This window comes from Microbispora corallina (assembly GCF_016863035.1).
GTDB lineage: Bacteria > Actinomycetota > Actinomycetes > Streptosporangiales > Streptosporangiaceae > Microbispora > Microbispora corallina.
This window is the reverse complement of sequence record NZ_BOOC01000003.1, coordinates 74,195-87,100: the sequence shown is the minus strand read 5'-3', so window position 1 is coordinate 87,100 and position 12,906 is coordinate 74,195. Positions and strand designations below refer to the sequence as shown.

Annotated in this window: 15 protein-coding genes and 1 tRNA gene; 6 read left to right on the top strand and 10 right to left on the bottom strand. The window is 72.3% G+C overall.

Translation table 11 applies throughout. The annotated features are described in order from the left end of the window. Positions 1–67 precede the first annotated feature (67 nt). Entirely contained in the window at positions 68–1,057 is a 990-nt protein-coding gene (locus tag Mco01_RS04515; RefSeq protein ID WP_204055626.1) for a GlxA family transcriptional regulator, read from the top strand. On the opposite strand, the gene Mco01_RS04510 is transcribed toward Mco01_RS04515, so the two are convergent. Further along, positions 1,017–1,583, bottom strand: coding sequence for a TetR/AcrR family transcriptional regulator (locus tag Mco01_RS04510; protein ID WP_204055625.1), 567 nt, complete (start codon positions 1,581–1,583; stop codon positions 1,017–1,019). The genes Mco01_RS04515 and Mco01_RS04510 overlap by 41 nt on opposite strands. A gap of 82 nt (positions 1,584–1,665) precedes the next feature. Here Mco01_RS04510 and Mco01_RS04505 point away from each other — a divergent pair, with 82 nt between their 5' ends. After that, entirely contained in the window at positions 1,666–3,045 is a 1,380-nt protein-coding gene (locus Mco01_RS04505; protein WP_204055624.1) for an MFS transporter, read from the top strand. Positions 3,046–3,178: 133 nt separating this feature from the next. Here the strand turns inward: Mco01_RS04505 and Mco01_RS04500 are convergent, their stop codons facing one another. Next, positions 3,179–3,382, bottom strand: coding sequence for a DUF6203 family protein (locus Mco01_RS04500; RefSeq protein WP_204055623.1), 204 nt, complete (start codon positions 3,380–3,382; stop codon positions 3,179–3,181). Between the two features lie 267 nt (positions 3,383–3,649). Between Mco01_RS04500 and Mco01_RS04495 the strand changes: the two genes are divergently transcribed. Beyond that, positions 3,650–4,021 carry a hypothetical protein gene (locus tag Mco01_RS04495; RefSeq protein WP_204055622.1) on the top strand — a complete coding sequence of 124 codons (372 nt, stop codon included), beginning with the start codon at positions 3,650–3,652 and terminating at the stop codon, positions 4,019–4,021. Positions 4,022–4,236: 215 nt separating this feature from the next. Beyond that, positions 4,237–4,803, top strand: a complete 567-nt coding sequence (locus tag Mco01_RS04490; protein WP_204055621.1) for a hypothetical protein — start codon at positions 4,237–4,239, stop codon at positions 4,801–4,803. Between the two features lie 25 nt (positions 4,804–4,828). Here the strand turns inward: Mco01_RS04490 and Mco01_RS04485 are convergent. Next, positions 4,829–4,901: transfer RNA gene (locus Mco01_RS04485), tRNA-Ala, on the bottom strand. Positions 4,902–4,978: 77 nt separating this feature from the next. Then, positions 4,979–5,200 (bottom strand): hypothetical protein, encoded by a 222-nt coding sequence (locus Mco01_RS40060; RefSeq protein WP_307825562.1) that lies wholly within the window; start codon positions 5,198–5,200, stop codon positions 4,979–4,981. Here Mco01_RS40060 and Mco01_RS04475 point away from each other — a divergent pair. Both Mco01_RS04475 and Mco01_RS04470 read left to right on the top strand, forming a co-directional pair. Then, a complete protein-coding gene (locus Mco01_RS04475) occupies positions 5,124–5,318 on the top strand; it encodes a helix-turn-helix domain-containing protein (RefSeq protein WP_239103334.1) in 195 nt (64 codons plus the stop codon). The two genes, Mco01_RS40060 and Mco01_RS04475, sit on opposite strands and share 77 nt — an antisense overlap. Before the next feature lie 109 nt (positions 5,319–5,427). Next, positions 5,428–6,036, top strand: coding sequence for a hypothetical protein (locus Mco01_RS04470; RefSeq protein ID WP_204055620.1), 609 nt, complete (start codon positions 5,428–5,430; stop codon positions 6,034–6,036). Between the two features lie 16 nt (positions 6,037–6,052). Here Mco01_RS04470 and Mco01_RS04465 read toward each other — a convergent pair whose 3' ends face one another. From Mco01_RS04465 to Mco01_RS04440, 6 genes are all read right to left on the bottom strand, one after another. Beyond that, complete coding sequence (locus Mco01_RS04465; protein ID WP_204055619.1) at positions 6,053–6,793, bottom strand: dienelactone hydrolase family protein; 741 nt, start codon at positions 6,791–6,793, stop codon at positions 6,053–6,055. Positions 6,794–7,007: 214 nt separating this feature from the next. After that, on the bottom strand, positions 7,008–9,239 hold the full coding sequence (katG, locus tag Mco01_RS04460; protein WP_204055618.1) for a catalase/peroxidase HPI: 2,232 nt from the start codon (positions 9,237–9,239) through the stop codon (positions 7,008–7,010). Positions 9,240–9,275: 36 nt separating this feature from the next. Then, positions 9,276–9,710, bottom strand: a complete 435-nt coding sequence (locus tag Mco01_RS04455) for a Fur family transcriptional regulator (RefSeq protein ID WP_204055617.1) — start codon at positions 9,708–9,710, stop codon at positions 9,276–9,278. Between the two features lie 122 nt (positions 9,711–9,832). Next, on the bottom strand, positions 9,833–10,621 hold the full coding sequence (locus Mco01_RS04450; RefSeq protein ID WP_204055616.1) for an SDR family oxidoreductase: 789 nt from the start codon (positions 10,619–10,621) through the stop codon (positions 9,833–9,835). Positions 10,622–10,684: 63 nt separating this feature from the next. Then, positions 10,685–12,175: an ATP-binding SpoIIE family protein phosphatase gene (locus tag Mco01_RS04445; protein ID WP_204055615.1), complete on the bottom strand. Its 1,491-nt coding sequence runs from the start codon at positions 12,173–12,175 to the stop codon at positions 10,685–10,687. Between the two features lie 14 nt (positions 12,176–12,189). Then, on the bottom strand, positions 12,190–12,855 hold the full coding sequence (locus Mco01_RS04440) for a class I SAM-dependent methyltransferase (protein ID WP_239103333.1): 666 nt from the start codon (positions 12,853–12,855) through the stop codon (positions 12,190–12,192). Positions 12,856–12,906 lie beyond the last annotated feature (51 nt).

The following is a 12,906-nucleotide window of genomic DNA, read 5'->3' as shown; positions in this document are numbered from 1 at the left end:
CCATCCTGCTGGCGGCGGTCCCGCCCCAGCCAGTGGCCCGAAAGCCAATATGTGAAACAATCGGGCCATGCATCGCGTCGCCGTCCTCGTGCTGGAGGACTTCGCCACCCTCGACCTGGGCGTCCCCGGGCAGGTGTTCTGGGCCGCCGAGGACGGCGGGCCGCTCTACGAAGTGGTCACCTGCACGCCCGGCGGCGGTCCGGTCCGCACGCGCGCCGGATACAGCGTGGTGCCCGACCACGACCTCGGTGTGCTCGCCACGGCCGACACCGTGGTGGTGCCGGGCATCCACGGCGGCCCTCCCATCGAGGACGGCACGCTGGACCCCCGGGTGCGGGACGCGCTGCGCGAGGCCGCCGGGCGCTCCCGGCTGATCTCCATCTGCACCGGCGCCTTCGTGCTGGCCGCGGCCGGGCTGCTCGACGACCGGCCGGCCGCGACGCACTGGCGCAACGCCGACCGGTTCCGCTCGCTGTTCCCCCGGGTGCGCCTCGACCCCGAGGTGCTCTTCATCGACGACGGCGACCTGCTCACCTCGGCCGGCGTCGCGGCCGGCATCGATCTGTGCCTGCACGTCATCCGCCGCGACCACGGCAGCGAGGTGGCCAACCGGACGGCCAGGCGTTGCGTCACCCCGCCGTTCCGGGAGGGCGGCCAGGCGCAGTACATCGAGCGCCCCGTGCCCGACCCCGCGGGGACCACCACCGCGCCCACCCGGGCGTGGATGCTGGAGAACCTGCACGAGCCGCTGGACCTGGCCGCGCTGGCCGCGCACGCCCGGATGAGCGTCCGGACGTTCACCCGCAGGTTCCGCGAGGAGACGGGCCTCAGCCCGGCCAGGTGGCTCACCCGGCAGCGGGTCGAGCACGCCCGCCACCTGCTGGAGACCACCGACCTGCCGGTCGACCTGATCGCCAGGAAGGCGGGGTTCGGCACGGGCGTCTCGCTCCGCCAGCACCTCCACGCCGCCGTCGGCGTGCCGCCGCTGGCCTACCGGCAGACGTTCCGCAGCCCCCTCAGCGAGGCCGGTCGTCCACCGGCCGCAGCCCTTCGATGATGAGGGTGATCAGGCGGTCGGCGTCGCCGGGTGACCGCTCGGTCGCCACCGACACCCCGTGGACCAGCTTGAGCAGCTCGCCCACCTCCAGGTCCTTGCGGACCGCCCCCGCCTCCTGCGCGGGGGTCAGCAGCGCCTCACCGGCGGCGTTGAGCTGCTGCCGGCACGCCGCGAACAGGTCGGACTCCCTGCCGAGCGTCGCCATCAGCGCCCGGTTGAGACCGCGCTTGGCCACCGCGTGCGCCAGCATCGACCGGATCCAGGGCAACAGCGCCTCCTCCGGCCGGCTCCGCTCCGCCAGGTCGTACGCCTCCTGGGCCAGCGCCTCGATCTGGTCCCGGTAGACCGCCTCCTGCAGGGCCTGCCGCGTGGGGAAGTGCCGGTAGAGCGTGCCGATGCCCACCTCGGCCCGCCGCGCGATGTCCTCCAGCGGCGCGTCCGGCCCCTGCTCCTCGAACAGCACCCGCGCCTCGGCGAGCAGGCGGTCGTAGTTGCGGCGCGCGTCGGCGCGCATGGGCCTGTTCATGGCAACACCCTTGCGAAGCGGAGGTTGCCTCCGTATATTCCTTTACCGGAGGCTATCTCCACTTAATCCCTCGGAGGCTCGTTTGTCGACGCTCACGGTATCCCTTCGCGCGCGGACGCACACCCGCCTGGCGCTCGCCGTGGTGGTGACGTGCCAGCTCATGATCGGCCTGGACTCGACCATCGTGACCATCGCCCTGCCCAGGATCCAGCAGGACGTCGGGTTCTCCCCCACCGGCCTGTCCTGGGTGATGAACGCCTACCTGCTCGCCTTCGGCGGCCTGCTGACGCTCGGCGGCCGGGCCGGGGACATCCTCGGCCGGCGCCGGGTCTTCGTCGCGGGCGTCCTCGTCTTCACGCTCGGCTCACTGATGGGCGGGCTCGCCACGGCCGCCTGGGGACTGCTTGCCGCGCGGGCCGCCCAGGGGGTCGGGGCCGCAGTCGCCGGCCCGAGCATCCTCGCCCTGATCGCCACCACGTTTCCCGAGGGCGCGGCCCGCAACCGCGCGATAAGCCTCTACTCCGCCGTCACGGGGGCCGGCGGCTCCATAGGCCTGATTCTGGGCGGTCTGCTCACCGACACGACGTCCTGGCGCTGGGTGTTCTTCGTGAACGTCCCGATCGGGCTGCTCGTGGTCGCGCTGGCGCCGCGCTTCATCAGCGAGCCCGACCGGCACCCCGGCCGCTTCGACGTCGCCGGGGCCGTGACGGTGACCGGCGGGATGGTCTCCCTCGTGTACGCGCTGGTCACGGTCGCCGACGCCGGCTGGCGCGAGGCCGCCCCCGCCTTCGTCGCGGCGGCGGCGCTGCTGGCCGGGTTCGCCGCGGTGGAGACCCGGGCGCGGCAGCCGATCGTGCCGCCGGCGCTGCTGGCCGACCGGACCCGCGCCGCCGCCTACCTGGTCCAGTTGCTGCTCGCGGCCGGCATGTTCGGGTTCTTCTTCCTGATGACCCAGTTCGTCCAGCTCGTCCTGGGCCTGGACCCGCTGCGGGCCGGGTTCGCGTTCCTGCCGATGGCGCTCACGCAGTTCGCCGTCGTACGGGTGGTGCCGCGACTGCTCCCCCGGTTCGGCGCCAGGGCCGTCATCGTAGCCGGGACCACGCTGTCGCTCGCCGGGCTCGTGTGGCTCACCCGGGTCGGGCCCGGAACCGGGTACGCGGACGGCGTGCTCGGGCCGATGCTGCTGCTCGGGATCGGCGGCGGGCTGTCCTTCATGCCGCTGAACGCGACCATCCTCGCGGGGGTGGGCCCCCGAGAGTCGGGGGCGGCGTCAGGGCTGGCGCAGACGATGGTCTGGGCGGGCGGGGCGCTGGGATCGGCCGTCCTGGTGACCGTGTTCGGCACAGCCATGCGTGACGGCACGCTCGTCGGCGGCATGGCCGCCGCGTTCGCCACCGCGGCCGTCTTCGCCGCGCTGGCGCTGGCCGCCGCGGCGCTGGCCATCCCCGGCCGAAGGGGCTGACCGGTCTCCCCCGCGTCGCCGCGGGCCCCCACCGGGTCCCGAGCCGCCACGGGCCGGCTGTCCTCGTTCCCGCGCGGCCACGGGCCGGCCGGGTCCCGCGCCCGCTCCGGGGCGGGCCGGGGTCCGGGGGCGGTCAGCGGCGGCCGCGACCGGACGGGCCGCGCGAGGCGTACGGGGTGCGCGACCTGCGGCCGGGCTCGCGGAACGCCTCGGCCGTGCCGGGCCGCTGGGCGCCGCGCCGCTTGCGCATGACCAGCCAGCCGATGCCCAGCACGACCAGTCCGAGCGGCGTGCGGGCGAGCCATCGGGTGACGACGAGCTGCAGGATCCGTTTCATGGCGTTCGCCCCTACCCCCGCCGGTCACGTTCATGTACGCCGCCTCGGGCCGTCCGGCGGGCGCCCGAATGCCGATGGACCGGATTTCCACTGGAGAACGGCATCGTGATGCGCCCGAATTCCGCCGCACGACAAAGGAGGGGTAATTATCCGCGCCGCCTGCCGTATCGGCCGGGACCGCGGCCCGAAAGCAGGGTATGGAGGTGGACGTCGTTTATGTCCAATCAAACGGACGTCCAGTGTGGAAAGCTAGGCAGGTGCACCGAGATGAGCCGTCGCCGTGCGGGTAAGCCGCTCGCCAGTATCGGAGCGATCGCCCTGCGGTCGGCGTTGACCGCCCTCGTCGTCGCCATCGCGACGGCCGCGCTGTCCACGGAGGCGTCCGCCCGCTCAGGCGGTGGCCACCACGGCCGCCACGGCGACACCGCCAGCTCCGGCAACAGCGGGAAGATCTCCATCAACGCCGGGAACGGCAAGCACAACCAGAACAACTTCGCGATCGACACGCCCACCGTTGTCGACGGCATCCAGGAGGTCTCGACCGGTAACAACGGCAGCACCAACACGCAGAACGTCAACTGCAAGCGGCACAAGCTCTGCAAGGTCAACCAGAGCCAGTGGACGGTGAGCCGAAACTGACAATTGTCCGATCGGTCCGGTCCGAGCAGTTATTGACGCTGCCGTTGGCAATACTCCGGCAATAACCCGCGCCCCGTCCTCCGGTGGCGCGGGTTGCGCCCGGCCCCCGATTATCCTGAGCAAGCAGTACGGACGGAGAACGACGTCCGGACTAATCAGGATTCGGCAGGGGGCGACGAAGAATGACAATTCGGCTCGTTGGCGGCGCGGGGGGCATGAGAACCCTGGCCCTGGTGTCTCTCATCGGCGCGTCCGCCTCGGCCGTGTTCCTCGCGGCCCTGGACCCGCTCCCGGCGGCCGCGGGCACCGACCGCGAGCGGGCCGCCCGGGCACACGGGCGGCTGCGCGCCGACCCACCCGGCGACGACACGGTGACGAGCGGCAACGGCCGGCGCAACCGCAGCGTCCTGTCGGTGAAGAGCCCCACGAACAACCGCGGCTACCAGCACACGTCGACCGAGGCGGCGGACGGCGTGACGAGCGTCCAGAACGCCCTGTGCCGGAGGAGCCGGGTCTGCAACATCACCCAGAACGTGACGGTGATCGCCCCGACGCCGCGGCCCACACCACGGCCCACGCCGCGGCCCACGCCACGGCCCACGCCGACCCCGGCGGCCACTCCGACGCCCAGTCCCACCCCAACGCCGTTCGAGGAACCCGTGCTGGCGGTCGTGGAACCGCAGTGGCGGCCGGTGGCGGTGGTGTGGCCGCTGGTCCGGCTCGACGTCGGGCTCCTGCTGCGGCCCGCGTGCGGGTGCGGGCCGCTGACGGTGATCGGGTGAGCGGACCGGACGGGTCCGCGAAGGGTGGAGCTATGGGGACTCGAACCCCAGACCCCCTCCATGCCATGGAGGTGCGCTACCAGCTGCGCTATAGCCCCTTGGTCACGCCACCGCAGCGGCGCCCGGCCAGTGTATAGGACGTCCGGCGCGAGAGCGTAACCGAGCGGACGACGGGTCAGCAGCCGCAGGAGACGGCGGCGGCGGGGGCCGTCAGCGGGTCCGGCGGGCGCCGCTCGCCGCCGGACGCCGTCACGACGGCGAAGCCCTCCCGGGCCCAGTACTCGAAGCCGCCGATCATCGGCACCAGCCCCGTCCGCTGGGTGATCGCGCAGCGGATCGCGGCCAGCCTGCCCCTGCTGGAGACCACGGCCGTCCCGGTCGAGCAGGTCGCGGCCACGGTCGGCTTCGAGACCCCGGTGACGTTCCGTCACCACTTCACGCGGGCGATGCACACCTCCCCCTCGGCGTACCGCCGGACGTTCGCGCGCCGACCTGCATGTCTGGGAGATTCGTGATTATTGATGGAAGATTGTGCGGTTTGTCCAATGTAGTGGTTAAGGTGGTCAACCACCCGCGGAAGCCGAGGAGCTTTCCCCCTAAACGACCGCAGGGAGTTGTTTCCACATGCAAGGGGACGTCCACCCCCCGACGAGCCGGCCCGATTTCCGCCAGGAGGAGATCCTCGACAGCGGCGCCGGCGCTTCCCGGAGCGGCTCCGGGAACACCACGAAGAAGGCCGTGATCGCGGGAGCCGCGCTGGTGGCGCTGCTCGTCGCCGGCGGCGCCGGGTTCGTGCTCGCCAAGGGTTCCGGCGGTCCCACGCAGGGCGGCCCGGGACCGGCCGCGAGCCAGGACGCCGGAGCCCCCGCCGGCGACGCCGGGCAGGGAGGGGCCGATCAGGCCGGACCCCAGGACGGCGCGGGCGACCAGCCCGGCGACGGCGGGGACGACGCAGGCGCCACGGGCGGCGGAGGCGGCGACGGCACGGGCCAGGACGCCTCCGGCGGCGACACAGGGACGGGTGCGGGCGGGTCCGGCGGCTCGACCGGCTCCGGCTCATCCGGGTCCTCGGGCTCCTCCGGGACCGGCGGCACGAAGAGCGGGACGAAGAGCGGCACGTCGAACGGCGGCGGCGCCGGCAAGCCCCAGGGCGGCGGCTCGTCCGGCGCGCAGGCCCCCGCCGACGGCCCCGGCGGCGTCGTCGAGGGCCAGTGCGCCAAGAGCGGCTGCTGATCGCGTCAGGCGACGTTCACCCTGTGCAGCCGAGGTGCCGGGCGAAGAACCGCAGCGTGCTGTCCAGTTCGTATGCCGGGATCTCCCCGTGCCTGCCGGGGTTGGCGTGCAAGGTCTTCTCGGCTGAGGCGAAGGCGTCGAACAGCGCCAAGCCCTGGGCCCGCGGCACCCGCTCGTCGTCCCACTGCAGGAGGAACTCCACCGGGACGGTGACCCGGGTGGCGGCCTCCGCTGATGCCGTCGCCCCGCCCAACCCCAGCACCGCCGCGCGGACCCGGGGTTCGGCGGCGACGAACGGAACCCCGAGTCCGCACCCCAACGACACACCCCAGTAACCGACCGGACCAGCACCGACGTACTCGAGGTCCTGGACCGCGTCGAGGACGGCCCGCCATTCCGGGACGGTCTGGCGAGCCACGAGCGCCTGGAAGACGGCGATCAGCGGGGCCGGATCCTCCCCGGCGTCCACGCGCGCCCGGATCTCTGTCGCGATCCGGTCGTATTCCTCGTCCTTCGGCCTGTCGCCATGGCCGGGCACGTCCACTGCCGCGACCGCGAAAGCGCACTCGGTCACGAACCGGCGCGCACGGACCACGACGCCGGGGGCCTTCTTGTGCTGGCCGCCGCCGTGTCCCATGACGATGAGGGGACGAGTGCCGGCGGCACCTTCCGGCGTCCACAGCACGCCGGGAATCTCGCCGAGGGTGAAGAGCCTTTCGCGGACGCCGTCCGACAACGTCTCAGAGGTGAAGCGCATAGCGTTTCGAGCCTTTCGGGATGCCTTCTGCGGGCGCTCCCTAGGCCATGCGAGGGAGGGAGCCCCGACCTGTCACAGCGTTGATCGGTCTCACCTCCTCAGTTCGCAGTGGCACACGGCGACGCCGAAGATATCACCAAAGATCCACCCGCGTCCGGCCCCCGGACAGACGTCCGGGCCGGCCTGACGAGGCCGGCCCGGACGGGGTGATCGATCAGACCAGGTCGAACCGGTCGAGGTCCATCACCTTGGACCACGCCGCGACGAAGTCGTTCACGAACTTCTCCCTGGCGTCGTCGCTCGCGTAGACCTCCGCGAGCGCGCGCAGTTCGGAGTTCGCGCCGAAGACGAGGTCGGCGCGGCTGGCGGTCCACCTGGTCTCGCCCGTGCCCGCGTCGCGGCCCTCGAACGTGGTCTGGTCCTCCGACGCCGACGTCCACTCCGTGCCCATGTCGAGCAGGTTGACGAAGAAGTCGTTGGTCAGGGTGCCCGGGGTCGCGGTGAGGACGCCGACCTTCGACTGCTGGTGGTTGGCGCCGAGGACGCGGAGGCCGCCGACGAGGACCGTCATCTCGGGGGCGCTGAGGGTCAGCAGGTTGGCCCGGTCGATCAGCAGGTACTCGGCCGGAAGGCGGTTGCCCTTGCCGTAGTAGTTGCGGAAGCCGTCGGCGGCCGGCTCCAGGGCGGCGAACGACTCCACGTCGGTCTCGTCCTGCGACGCGTCCACACGCCCCGGCGTGAAGGGGACCTCGACGTCGAAGCCGGCGTCCTTGGCCGCCTTCTCGACGGCGGCGGAGCCGCCGAGCACGATCAGGTCGGCGAGCGAGATCTGCTTGCCGCCGGTCTGCGCGGCGTTGAACGACTGCTGGATCCCCTCAAGGGTGCGCAGCACCGCGGCGAGCTGGTCGGGGTCGTTGACCTCCCACCCGCTCTGCGGCTGCAGGCGGATTCGGGCGCCGTTGGCGCCGCCGCGCTTGTCGCTGCCGCGGAAGGACGAGGCCGAGGCCCACGCGGTGGAGACGAGCTCGGACACGGTCAGGCCCGAGGCGAGGATCCGGCCCTTGAGGGCGGCGACGTCGTCGGCGTCCACGAGCTCGTACGTCCGCGCCGGGAGCGGGTCCTGCCACAGCAGCACCTCGCTCGGGACCTCGGGGCCGAGGTAGCGGACGACCGGGCCCATGTCGCGGTGGGTCAGCTTGAACCACGCCCGGGCGAAGGCGTCCGCGAACGCGTCCGGGTTCTCCAGGAAGCGCCGCGAGATCTGCTCGTAGACGGGGTCGAACCGGAGCGCCAGGTCAGTCGTCAGCATCGTCGGGGCGTGGCTCTTCGACGGGTCGTGGGCGTCGGGGACGGTGCCCGCCCCGGCGCCGTCCTTCGGCCGCCACTGGTGGGCGCCGGCGGGGCTCTTGAACAGCTCCCACTCGTAGCCGAACAGGATCTCGAAGAAGGAGTTGTCCCACGTGGTCGGGGTGGGCGTCCAGGTCACCTCGAGACCGCTGGTGATCGCGTGGGCGCCCTTGCCGGTGCCGAAGCTGTTCTTCCAGCCGAAGCCCTGCTGCTCGATCGGGGCAGCCTCGGGGTCGGCGCCGACGTTGTCCGCCGGGCCTGCGCCGTGGGCCTTGCCGAAGGTGTGACCGCCCGCGATGAGGGCGACCGTCTCCTCGTCGTTCATCGCCATCCGGCGGAACGTCTCACGGATGTCGCGGGCCGACGCCAGCGGGTCCGGGTTGCCGTTCGGGCCCTCCGGGTTGACGTAGATGAGGCCCATCTGGACCGCGGCGAGGGGGTTTTCGAGCTCGCGGTCGCCGGTGTAGCGCTCGTCGCCGAGCCAGGTGGTCTCAGGACCCCAGTAGACGTCCTCCTCCGACTCCCAGACGTCCTCACGGCCGCCCGCGTAGCCGAAGGTCGTGAAGCCCATCGACTCCAGCGCGACGTTGCCCGCGAGGATCATGAGGTCGGCCCACGAGATCTTCTGGCCGTACTTCTTCTTGACCGGCCACAGCAGGCGGCGGGCCTTGTCGAGGTTGCCGTTGTCCGGCCAGCTGTTCAGCGGGGCGAAGCGCTGCTGACCGGCCCCGGCGCCGCCGCGGCCGTCGCTGATGCGGTACGTGCCCGCGCTGTGCCACGCCATCCGGATGATCAGCGGGCCGTAGTGGCCGAAGTCGGCCGGCCACCAGTCCTGGGAGGTCGTCAGCACCTCGGCGATGTCACGCTTCACAGCCGCGAGGTCGAGGCTGTTGAACGCCGCGGCGTAGTCGAACTCCTCGCCGAGGGGGTTGGCCACGGCGGGGTTCTTGGCGAGGATCCTCAGGTTGAGCCGCTCCGGCCACCACTGACGGTTCCCGCCGCCCTGAGTCGGGTGCGCGGCGCGCCCGTGCGCGACGGGACAGCCGCCCTCGCCCTCCGTCTTCGGGTCGGTGACGATTGCATCATGGTTCTCAGACATGGGAATCCTTCTGAAAGAGGTGGATCACGCGGCTCGTCAACCGCGGGCGGTGGAACAGCCGGGGCACAGGCCCCAGTAGATGACGTCGGCCTCCTCGATCGAGAAGCCGTGGTCGTCGGACGCCGTCAGGCAGGGGGCGTGACCGACCGCGCAGTCGACGTCGGCGACGGCGCCGCACGACCGGCACACCACATGGTGGTGGTTGTCGCCGACGCGCCCCTCGAACCGGGCCGGGCTGCCGGCCGGCTCGATGCGGCGGACGAGTCCCGCCGCGGAGAGCGCGTGGAGGGCCTCGTACACGGCTTGGAGGGAGACGTGGCCGACGCGGTCGCGCACCCCGGACGCGATCGCGTCGACGTCGAGGTGGTCACCGTGCCGGACGGTCTCGAGCAGTGCGACGCGGGCGGCCGTCACGCGCAGGCCGGCGCCGCGCAGCTCGTCGGCGGTGGTCGGGGTCCTGGGTGCGATCATCGCGCACAACCTACCGTCATAAAGGCGAACCATACAAGAGAACGAACGATTAACGTAAGGTGCCTGATTCGGCAGGGTCCGTCCGTTCCGGATGGGTCGCCGCTGGGCGATCCCGCTCGGCGTCAGGTGAGCGACTCGACGAACCGGGACATGCCGTCCAGCCAGCGGTCCGGGTCGGCCACCTTGCGGGCCAGGAATCCGGCCACCTCGGGGTGCGGCAGGATGTAGAAGCGCTCGTCGGCCAGGCCCTCGACGACGTGGCCGGCCACCTCGGCCGGGTCGAGCACGGCGCCCGACGAGGCGACGGCGCGCGCGGTGACGTGGTCCTCCTCCAGCCCCCGCTCCATCATCCGGGTGCGGACGCCCTGCGGGCAGAGCACGCTCACGCGGATGCCCCTGGCGCGGTAGTGGATGGCCACCCACTCGGCGAAGGAGATCGCCGCCGCCTTGCTCACGGCGTACGGCGCGTCGCCGGGACAGCTCACCAGCCCGGCGGCCGAGCAGGTGTTCAGCAGATATCCGCCGCCGCGCTCGACCATCCGGGGCACGACGGCGCGCGCGGCGTAGACGTGGGCCATCGTGTTGACGGCGAGCGTCGCGCTCCAGTCGAGGTCGGAGGCGTCCAGGCCGTGGCCGGTGATGACGCCGGCGTTGGAGCAGAACAGGTCCACCGGGCCGAGGTCCCGCTCGGCCGCGTCCACGAGCGCGCGGACGTCGTCCTCGACGGTCACGTCGGCCCGTACGGCGAGGGCGCGCTCGCCGATCTCGGCGGCGACCGCCGCGGCGCCGGCCTCGTCGAGGTCGGCCACGAGCACGCCGGCCGCCCCTTCGGCGGCGAAGCGCAGAGCCAGGGCGCGCCCGATGCCGCCCGCGGCGCCCGTCACGACGACGACCTTGTCCTCAACCCGCATGACCCCTCCAAACCGACCAGTCGGTATCGGAACCTACGCGCCTGCCCCTCCGCCGTCAACGCATCAGGACCGGGCGGCCGCGAGCCCCGCCGGGATGGGCATCGAGAACCAGACGGTCTTGCCGCCGGCCACCCGGCTGGTGCCCCAGCGCTCGGCGAGCTGGCTGACCAGGTACATGCCCCGGCCGTCCTCGTCGAGCACGCCGGGCTCGCGCAGGATCGGCAGCCGGTGGTCGTCGTCGCTGACCTCGCACAGCAGCGCGTCGGTGCGCAGCAGCCGGATAGTGATGGGCCGGGAGGTCTGCCGCACCGCGTTCGTGACCAGCTCGGACGCGAGGAGCTGGGCCACGGGGGTCATCGGCTCCAGGCCCCACGAGGTCAGTGTCCGGCGGACGAGGCCCCGCACCCGGCCCGGCGTCGCCGGCTGCGGCTCCATCATCCACTGCGCCACGTGCCCGCTGGGGATGCCCCGGAACCGGATGGCCAGCAGCGTCACGTCGTCCGACCGGCCGGAGGACAGCGCGTCGTCGCACAGGTCCTCGACGTGGGCGCCCCCGGCGAGCCGGCGGCGCAGGGTCTCGACGCTCTGGCCGATGTCCTGCCCGCGCTGCTCCACCAGGCCGTCGGTGTACAGCACGAGCATGCTGCCGTCCTCGGCGGCGATCTCCATCGTCTCGAACGGGGTGCGCCCGAGCCCGATGGGCGGGCAGCGGGGCGGCGACAGCAGGTCGGCCCCGCCGTCCGGCCGTACGAGGACGGGCGGCAGGTGGCCGGCGCTCGCGATCGTGCAGCGCCGCAGCACGGGGTCGTACACGCAGTAGACGCAGGTGGTGAGCGTCTGCGCGGCGAGGCGCTGGGCCATCTCGTCGAGCGAGTGGAGCACCTGCTCGGCCGGCAGGTCGAGCGAGGCGAGCGTCTGGACGGCGGTGCGGAGCTGGCCCATGACGGCGGCGGCGGGCAGGCCGTGGCCCATGACGTCGCCCACCACCAGCGCGACCCGGCTCCCGGGCAGCGGGATCACGTCGAACCAGTCGCCGCCGACCCGCTCGGCCGCCGGCTCGTACCGGAACGAGATCTCCAGCCCGGGCAGCACGGGCGGGGCGCCCGGCCTGATCCCCCGCTGGAGGATTTCCACGGCCTCGACCTGCTGCCGGTGCCGGTGGCCGTGGAAGATCGTCAGCGCGGCCGGGACGCCGAGCTGGGCGGCCGCCAGCAGGTCGGCGTCCGCGAAGGCAGGACGCCGCCGGTCCCTGGCCAGCACCACGCAGCCGACCGGCTTGCCGTACGCGCGCAGGGGAACGGCGATGAGGTGGTCGTCGAGCCGGGCGGGGCCGCGCCGCCGGTCGTCGTGCCAGCGCGGAGGCAGGCGCCCGGCGCGGTCCACCCGGTGCCGCACGCCGCCGTCCACGTACACGGCCGCCGCGTCGGCCAGCCGGGGTACGGCGGCCTCGCACAGCACCCGGGCCGCCTCCTCCGGGCTCGGGCTGTCACCGATGGCCTGGGCCGCCTCGCTCAGGTACCCCAGCAGGTCGAGCGTTTCCCCGTCCCACGACACGGGTGGGCAACCTCTCAGAATTGATCGCGACGGCAATTGAAGAAGAGCTGGATTTCGGGTGGCGCCTGGGTCGTCGCGGGGGCGTACGAAATGTGATTCTCCGACAGCACGCTGAAACCGGCGGCCTCGACGACCTCCCGCAACTCGTCGCGCAGATATCCGGTCACCCGCACCGGCGCGCCCAGAAACTGGAATGGCACGTCGTCGAGGTCGATTTCCACCATGCTCAGCGAGAACAGGGCGCCCGGCGCGAGCACCGAGTGCAGCCTGCCGAGCGCCGCCGCGATGTCGGCGCGCGGCAGCATGAGCAGGCTGAAGAACGCGGTGGCGGCGTCGAACACGCCCAGGGACGCGTCGACGTCGAGCACGTCGAACTCAAGGAAGGTGCCGACCGGGACGTTCTTCCTGGCCAGGTCGAGCATGACCGGGGAGATGTCGATGCCCGTCACCTCGCAGCCCGCGTCGGCGAACTGCTGGGCCGTGGGCGACCCGGTGCCGCAGCCGACATCGAGCACGCGGGCACCGGGCTTGAGCTGCTTGATCATCCACTCACCGGCGGCGATTTGTCCTTCCTTGTGCGGAAACGCCTCGTCATATCGGGCGCCGATGCGATTGAACGCCTCGGCCTGCATCGTTCGGTACTCGTGACGAGGATTGTCCGCGCCGGAGTCGGTTGTCATGTGTGCCGCCATTGTGATCAGCCGTCTATGCCTCCTCTTAGATAGGGGTCC